8 protein-coding genes are annotated in these 7,156 nt (G+C 59.0%); 3 read left to right on the plus strand and 5 right to left on the minus strand.

What is annotated here, in order from left to right; translation table 11 throughout:
- From dnaX to ACRAUW_RS15730, 3 genes are all read right to left on the minus strand, one after another.
- A partial coding sequence (gene dnaX, locus ACRAUW_RS15720; RefSeq protein ID WP_431363032.1) for a DNA polymerase III subunit gamma/tau occupies positions 1-989 on the minus strand: 989 nt, incomplete at its 3' end.
- Between the two features lie 184 nt (positions 990-1,173).
- Positions 1,174-1,719, minus strand: coding sequence for an adenine phosphoribosyltransferase (gene apt, locus ACRAUW_RS15725; RefSeq protein ID WP_033113563.1), 546 nt, complete (start codon positions 1,717-1,719; stop codon positions 1,174-1,176).
- Positions 1,720-1,851: 132 nt separating this feature from the next.
- The gene (locus ACRAUW_RS15730; RefSeq protein ID WP_431363033.1) at positions 1,852-2,229 is read right to left on the minus strand and encodes a YbaN family protein; all 378 of its coding nucleotides are present in this window, start codon (positions 2,227-2,229) and stop codon (positions 1,852-1,854) included.
- 123 nt (positions 2,230-2,352) lie between these two features.
- On the opposite strand from ACRAUW_RS15730, the gene dusC reads away from it, so the two are divergent.
- The 3 genes from dusC (at position 2,353) to ACRAUW_RS15745 (ending at position 4,644) form a co-directional block, all read left to right on the plus strand.
- Positions 2,353-3,297, plus strand: coding sequence for a tRNA dihydrouridine(16) synthase DusC (gene dusC, locus ACRAUW_RS15735; RefSeq protein ID WP_431363034.1), 945 nt, complete (start codon positions 2,353-2,355; stop codon positions 3,295-3,297).
- A 97-nt stretch (positions 3,298-3,394) separates the two neighbouring features.
- Positions 3,395-3,763 carry a TraR/DksA family transcriptional regulator gene (locus ACRAUW_RS15740; RefSeq protein WP_005333451.1) on the plus strand — a complete coding sequence of 123 codons (369 nt, stop codon included), beginning with the start codon at positions 3,395-3,397 and terminating at the stop codon, positions 3,761-3,763.
- 161 nt (positions 3,764-3,924) lie between these two features.
- Positions 3,925-4,644: a substrate-binding periplasmic protein gene (locus tag ACRAUW_RS15745; RefSeq protein WP_431363035.1), complete on the plus strand. Its 720-nt coding sequence runs from the start codon at positions 3,925-3,927 to the stop codon at positions 4,642-4,644.
- 96 nt (positions 4,645-4,740) lie between these two features.
- Here the strand turns inward: ACRAUW_RS15745 and yjjG are convergent, their stop codons facing one another.
- Both yjjG and ACRAUW_RS15755 read right to left on the minus strand, forming a co-directional pair.
- Positions 4,741-5,421, minus strand: a complete 681-nt coding sequence (gene yjjG, locus ACRAUW_RS15750; RefSeq protein WP_431363036.1) for a pyrimidine 5'-nucleotidase — start codon at positions 5,419-5,421, stop codon at positions 4,741-4,743.
- A gap of 14 nt (positions 5,422-5,435) precedes the next feature.
- Positions 5,436-6,935, minus strand: coding sequence for a M17 family metallopeptidase (locus tag ACRAUW_RS15755; protein ID WP_431363037.1), 1,500 nt, complete (start codon positions 6,933-6,935; stop codon positions 5,436-5,438).
- Positions 6,936-7,156: the final 221 nt, after the last annotated feature.

Here is a 7,156-nt window from a genome sequence, read left to right on the forward strand (position 1 = left end):
ATCTGGTAGCAGAGCTGCACCTCTTCCGGGCTCATCACCTTGGCCAGTTGCAGCAGGGCATCGACGTCCGCCCCCTGCTCCTGCACACTGGCAGGTAACAGCTGGGCCATGGCAATGCGATGGAGCAAGCCTTCCAGCTCAGCGTGGAGCTGATCAAAATCGGGGCCAAGGGTGGCGATCTCGCTGATCTTGGCCATGGTCGCCGGCGCATCCTGCCGCAGGATGGCTTCCAGCAGCAGGTGCAGGTGGCGGTGATCGAGCGTGCCTAGCATCGTCAGCACGCTGTCGAGGCGGACGCTGCCGTTACCGTGTGCCAGCGCCTGATCGGTCAGGCTCAGGGCATCGCGCATACTGCCGTCAGCCGCTTTGGCCAAAGCCAGCAGAGCACGCGGTTCGAATGGCTGCCCCTCCTGATCCAGCACCCATTCGAGCTGCTTGGCGATCTGGGTCTGATCCAGACTCTTCAGATGAAACTGCAGACAGCGCGAGAGAATGGTGATCGGCAGCTTCTGCGGATCCGTGGTGGCCAGCAGAAACTTCACATAGGGGGGGGGCTCTTCCAGGGTTTTCAGCAGCGCGTTGAAGCTGTGGCGCGACAACATGTGCACTTCATCGATGAGATAGACCTTGAAGCGGCCACGGGCCGGACGGTACTGCACGTTGTCGAGCAGCTCGCGGGTATCTTCCACCTTGGTGCGGGACGCCGCATCAATTTCCAGCAGGTCGACAAAGTTGCCCTGATCGATCTCGCGGCAGGTATCGCAGACACCACAGGGATGGCTGCTGATCCCCTGCTCGCAGTTGAGACTCTTGGCCAAAATACGGGCGATTGTGGTCTTGCCGACACCGCGGGTACCACTCAGCAGATAGGCGTGATGCAGCCGTCCCTGATCCAGGGCGTTGGTCAGGGCAGTCAGCACATGTTGCTGACCAACCACTTGTTCAAACGTATGGGGGCGCCATTTACGCGCCAGAACCTGATAGCTCATAAATCCATCATGCAGGGAAGACAGGGCATTGAGGCCGGATGCTAACACAAATGGACGGGAGGCTGTATCGGCTATCGGTCAGAGCGGGAGGGATCGCTTGAATTTCAAACCGATGCCCGCACGGGCACCGGTTTGGAGGCTGGCAACAGGCTGACGATAGCAGCCTGTTGATCAAACCGGGGGCTTATTCGCCCGGCAGTTCAACCAGAGAGACCACCTTGACGCCAGCGGCGGTCAGGCGGGCATCACCACCGAGAGACGGCAGGGAGATGATGAATGCGGCATCAGCAACAGTACCGCCAGCGCGACGGATCAGCTTGACGGTGGCATCGACGGTGCCGCCGGTCGCCAGCAGATCGTCCACTACCAGTACCTTGTCACCGGGCACGATGGCGTCGGTGTGCAGTTGCAGGGTGTCGGTGCCGTATTCGAGGGCATAGGACTCCTCGATGACAGCGCGGGGTAGTTTGCCCGGCTTGCGGACCGGCACGAAGCCCAGCCCCATGGCGTAGGCAACCGGCGCGCCAAAGATGAAGCCGCGAGCCTCGGTACCAACAATCTTGGTGATCCCTTGATCACGATAGTGATTGGCCAGCAGATCGATGGTGGCTTTGAACGCCTCGGCATTTTCGATCAGGCTGGTAATGTCGCGAAACAGGATGCCCGGCTTCGGATAGTCGGGAATGGTCTTGATGCTCGCTTCGATAAATTTCAGGGTTTCCGGATTCATGGTTTGACCGTTTGTTTTTCGACCCAGATGGCCGTTTATCTTAGTCTTCCCGCCAGCGGGAAATAAAAAAGCCTGTCACGCAAGAATGACAGGCCGACTCCATAGCATTATTGCCGCAATAGCTTAGGGACTTCACTTCTCCATTGCAACTGGCTCCAGCACCGGCAGGCGCATTAACCAGGTGAGCAGGATCACCATTATGAGAAGCAACAGCCCCCTGACCCATAGCAGTGGCACCACCGCCAGCGACACCGAGAAGGTGAGCAGAATGAAGAGAATGGCGCGCCGCCGCGCATGACGGCGAATAGCGCGATACTGCTGCCAGTCTGCAATGGGTGGGCCAAACCAGGGATGACTCAGTAGCCAGTGGTGAAAACGGGGGGACGAACGAGCAAACAGAGCGGCCGCCAGCAGCATGAAGGGGGTGGTCGGCAGCAGTGGCAACACGATGCCAACAATGCCGGTCACAAAGGCCAGCCACCCGAGCGCCATCAGACACCAACGCTTCATTCCTTCTCCTTGCGTGATTTATCTCCCTCTAGCCTAACAGAGTTTGAGCGGGTGCTGACAGCGGGCCGCAACCCCACTACAATCTGCGCTCTTTTTTCTCCCCACTCTCGTCGGAAAGCCGTTATGCGCGTTATTTTGGCCCCCATGCAGGGGGTACTGGATCACCTGATGCGGGAGGTTCTCACCTCCGTCAATGATTACGATCTCTGCGTGAGCGAATTTATTCGGGTCGTTGATCAGCTGCTGCCCGCCAAGGTGTTCTACCGCCTCTGCCCTGAACTGCTGCAAGATGGCAAAACCCGCGCAGGCACCCCGGTGCGGGTGCAACTGCTGGGGCAACACCCCGAGTGGCTGGCCGAGAACGCCGTGCGCGCCATCGAACTCGGCTCCCCCGGCGTCGATCTCAACTTCGGCTGCCCCGCCCCTACGGTCAACAAGAGCAAGGGCGGTGCGGTGCTGCTCAAAGAGCCCGAGACCATCTACCGCATCGTCAAGGCGGTACGTGACGCAGTGCCCGCCCATCTGCCGGTGAGCGCCAAAATTCGCCTCGGTTACGATGACAAGGATCTCTATCTGGAGAACGCCCAAGCTGTCTTCCAGGGGGGCGCCAACGAGCTGGCCGTTCATGCCCGCACCAAGCGTGAAGGGTACAAGGCGCCCGCCCACTGGGAGTATGTGGATGCAATTCGCTGCGCCTTACCGATCCCCGTCACGGCCAACGGCGAGATCTGGGATCATCGGGATGCCCTCGCCTGCGCCCGCGTCTCCGGCTGCGATGCGCTAATGGTCGGGCGCGGCGCCATCTCCCTGCCCAATCTGGCCAACGTGATGAAAACCGGCTGCCCGCACATGAGCTGGGCCGAGGTGCTGCAGTTGATGGTGAGCTATACCGAGCAGGATCTGGCCAGCGAAAAAGCCGACTATTACCCCAGCCGCATCAAACAGTGGTTCAGCTACCTCAAGCGGGAATATCCCGAAGCGGACCTGCTGTTTCAGGAGATCCGGGTGCTCAAAGAGACGGCTCCCATCCGCGATGCCCTGCTGCAAGCAGCCAAAAGCCACGGCTAACCACGTTTAACTTGACGCATATCATCTTGATAGAGTTATCGGATCCCTATACTGCCCCGAATCTGTCGTCTGTCCTGTGGGGGATAATGTGTGTGAAATGACGCAAGCACAGTTGACTGTCTGGCGTAATCGCCTGCTGTCAGACTGGGCCCAAGTACGAGAAACGCTGATCGGTCAGCTCAAAGCCTGCCGCCGTGACGAGTGGGCCGAACAGGTCGGTCACTGCGAGCAGGATCAACTGGTGGAACTGACCAGCCGGCTGGATCTGCCGAAGGTTGAGCAGAGCGTGGCCCGCCTCAAGCGGATCGATGCGGCACTCTGCCAGATGGATCTCGGCCTCTATGGCCTCTGCTCCGATTGTGAAGAGCCGCTTTCCATCGAACAGCTGGAACAGGATCCGACCCTGCAACGCTGCCCGCGCTGTGAAACCCGCTATCGCAAGGGATTCCACGCCCACGAGCTGTGAGGGATGCACATCTGTGCATCCGCTCAACCCTCAGCACTGGTTACTCCGTCGTTCCTGTCCAATACTCAACCGTATCAGCCTGTTCGAGGGTATGCGTTGTGTACAGACTCTTGTTGTTATGGTGTTTGTGTTGCCAGGCTAAGGCACAGGAGTCATTAGTCGTGGGCTGGGTCGACTGGCAGCCCTTCAGTTATCGCAATGAACAGCAACAGCTCCGCGGACTGGATGTGGAGCTGCTCAACGCCATCTTCCTGCGGGCCGGTTATCAGGCCAAATTCAGTGAAATGCCCTGGGCTCGCGTGTTGCACGAGCTGAAATTCGGCACAGTTCAACTGGCCATGTCAGCCAATATCACCGCCGAGCGGCAGCAATATGCCCGCTTCAGCCACCCCTATCGGGAAGAGGAGACGGCCATCGTCATCCGTCGGCAAGATACCGAGCGCTGGCGCGGGATCACCACCCTCGAGCAATTGATCAACACCCCCGACTTCCATATCGGGGTGCTCAAGGGCTTTGATTATGGCAATACCTTCCGCCAGCTGATGGCAAGACCCGAGCTGCAGTCCCGCCTGCAAATACGCCTGCGGCAGGAGCAACTGCTGAAGATGTTGCAAGGGGGGAGGATCCAGGGGTTTATTCTGGATCCCCACGGACTGCAGGAGTGGCAGGGTAAGGATGGCGTGCAGGACAAGCTGTATATTCTGCTGCATATCGAACAGACACCGGTTCACCTGATGCTGAGCAAAGAGAGCACCACAGAGGCGCAACTGCAGCGGATCAATCAGGCTATCGATCAATTGAAACAGAGCCCCGACTATCAGCAGATCCTCGATCGCTACCAGTTCAGATCCCTGCATTCACAGGAAAACACTCATAAGTAAGGGGAGCATCTGCTCCCCTTACTTTCTCAAACAGCCCTGGTTGCAACTTGCCAGGACGTTTTGGTCACCGATAACGTGATGGGTTAAGCCTGGCTATCAGCGTCCCAGCACAATGTCGGCAAGGTGGGCGAAGTGGTGGATTTCGTGGGTGGCATCGCACTCGCCCGCTTGCCGCGCCGGGTTGTACCAGCAGGTTGCCAGCCCCTGCGCCGCCGCCCCGGCAATATCGGTTTTCGGATTATCCCCCACCATCAGCACCCGGGCCGGATCTGGCTGCCCCATCAGGGAGAGGGTGTGCTGGAAAATGGCTGGCGCCGGCTTGGTCACCCGAATTTCGTCGGAGATCACCAGCGGCTCGAACCACTCGCTCCAGCCCAGTTTGCCGAGCCGCCCCCGCTGGGGCACGCTGAAACCATTGGTGACGATCCCCATCCGCACCTTGCTGCGCAGCTGCTGCAGGGTCTCTACCACCCCTTCAAGAGGTATGCTAAGGGCCATGATCTGCTCCAGAAAGGTGTTGTTCATCGCCATGGGATCGGCGGCAACCTGCTGGGCAAAGAGGGAGAAGCGGGTCTGCTGCAACGCCGTTGCATCGATTTCGCCGTCGTTGTACTGCTGCCAGAGCTCGTGGTTGAGGACGTGGTACTGCGCCATGCTGGCGTCATCAGCCTGTACGCCATAGATCTGCAGAGTGTGCGTCAGCGCAGAGGCGACCGGAAAATCGAGCAGGGTTTCATCCAAATCGAACAGCACCCAGTCATAGCTTGGTTGTTTCACAGAACTCCTTGTTATCATTCAGATTGTTCAAAGGCTTGGCGACCGACTCTGCCAAGCGGGCTGGCCAGTAGATCCAGCGTGAGACGCACGCCAAAGCCGGTCACTTCGCTGGAGACCACCCCATTGCCCCCCTTGTTGCGAAAACCGCTCAGGTCAAAGTGCAGCCAAGGGATCTGCTCGGGCACGAAGTGAGCGAGGAAACGGGCCGCATCAATGTGATCCGGCGAACTGCCCGGCGCACATTGCAACAGATCGGCCCACTCGCTCTCGATGTTGTCGTCGTAATCGTCATCAAGCGGGAAGGGCCAGACTCGTTCACCGCTGCGCTGACCCAGATTGACCAGCGATGCCATCCATTCGCTGCGATTGGTAAAGACGCCGCTGTAGCGGCTACCCAGCGCCCGTTTGCAGGCCCCGGTCAGGGTCGCGTAATCGAGCAGCAGATCCGGAGTATCCTGCACCGCCATCGCCAGGGTATCGGCCAGTACCATTCGCCCTTCGGCATCGGTATCGACCACCTCGATGGAGGTGCCATTGATGGCGGTCACCACCTCGCCGGGGCGATAGGCCTGAGGGCCGATATGGTTCTCTGCAATGGCCAGCCAGCAGTGTACCTCGTAGGGTAGCTGAGCTCGGCTGATGGCGTAGAGGGCCCCCAGCGCCACTGCACTCCCCCCCATGTCCAGATGCATGCCATACATGCTGCCGGAGACCTTGAGGTTGTAACCGCCAGAGTCGTGGCAGATCCCCTTGCCCACCAACGCAATGCGGCGCACCGGCTTGGGCGGGTAGTAGCTGAGCTTGACCATGGCTCCCTGATTGTCTTCCGAGCCACGAGCAACAGCCAGAAACGCCCCCGCCCCCAGCTCGGCCAGCTGCGCCTGATCATAGTGATGGCACTGCCACCCCTCATCTTGCGCCAGCTTGCTGACAAACTCGCAATAGCTGGCAGCCGTCAGCTCGGAGGCAGACAACACCGCCAGATGGCGAGCCAGCCCATTGCCCCCCGCTTCGCTGTAAAGGCGTGCCAAGTCCAGCACCACTGCGGGTGAAACCTTGATCTGCTGATAGCTCCAGCTGCTTTCGCTGCGGCGCTTGCTGGTGGGCAACGAAATATTGGCGGCAAGCAGGGCTGACAACATCACTTCGGCCAGCATCACTCGCTCGGAGGGGGAAAAACCTTCCAGATGCAGCCCGAGCCGCTCCACATTGAGCCCAGAAAGAGGAGCAATCCAGCCTCTGATCTGTTTATAGAGGCGGTGATCCCGCGTCACACTGCCGGACACAAACATCACCTGCAACAGGGTATTGCCATGCATCAGGGTAAAGGGCGCTTTTTTCCCCAGCGCAAGCTGGGTCTTGACTCCCGCAAGGTCGGGGAGCGAAAGCAAGGACTCCTTCTGCTCTTCGGCGATCACCAGCAACTGCAGCGGCAATCCCATGGCAAGGGCCTCGGCCAGGGTTGCATCCTGACTCTCGATAGCGGGGGGAAGATAGGTGAAGGGTGTGATCACAGGAGAGCGCCTCATCCATGAAGAGATACCTGATAATACCCAACAAATGGTTGATACGACCAGTTTTGGTCTTGAAAAAGCGTCAGAAATAGCAGCAATCACCAGATGGTGACGAGCATCAAGAAGGATTGTTCAATGATTGGCAATGCAGGAAGGGAGCGTACAGAAAGTTGGTTGCGGGGGCCGGATTTGAACCGACGACCTTCGGGTTATGAGCCCGA

Origin of the sequence: Aeromonas sp. (assembly GCF_050633025.1) — a bacterium.
GTDB lineage: Bacteria > Pseudomonadota > Gammaproteobacteria > Enterobacterales > Aeromonadaceae > Aeromonas.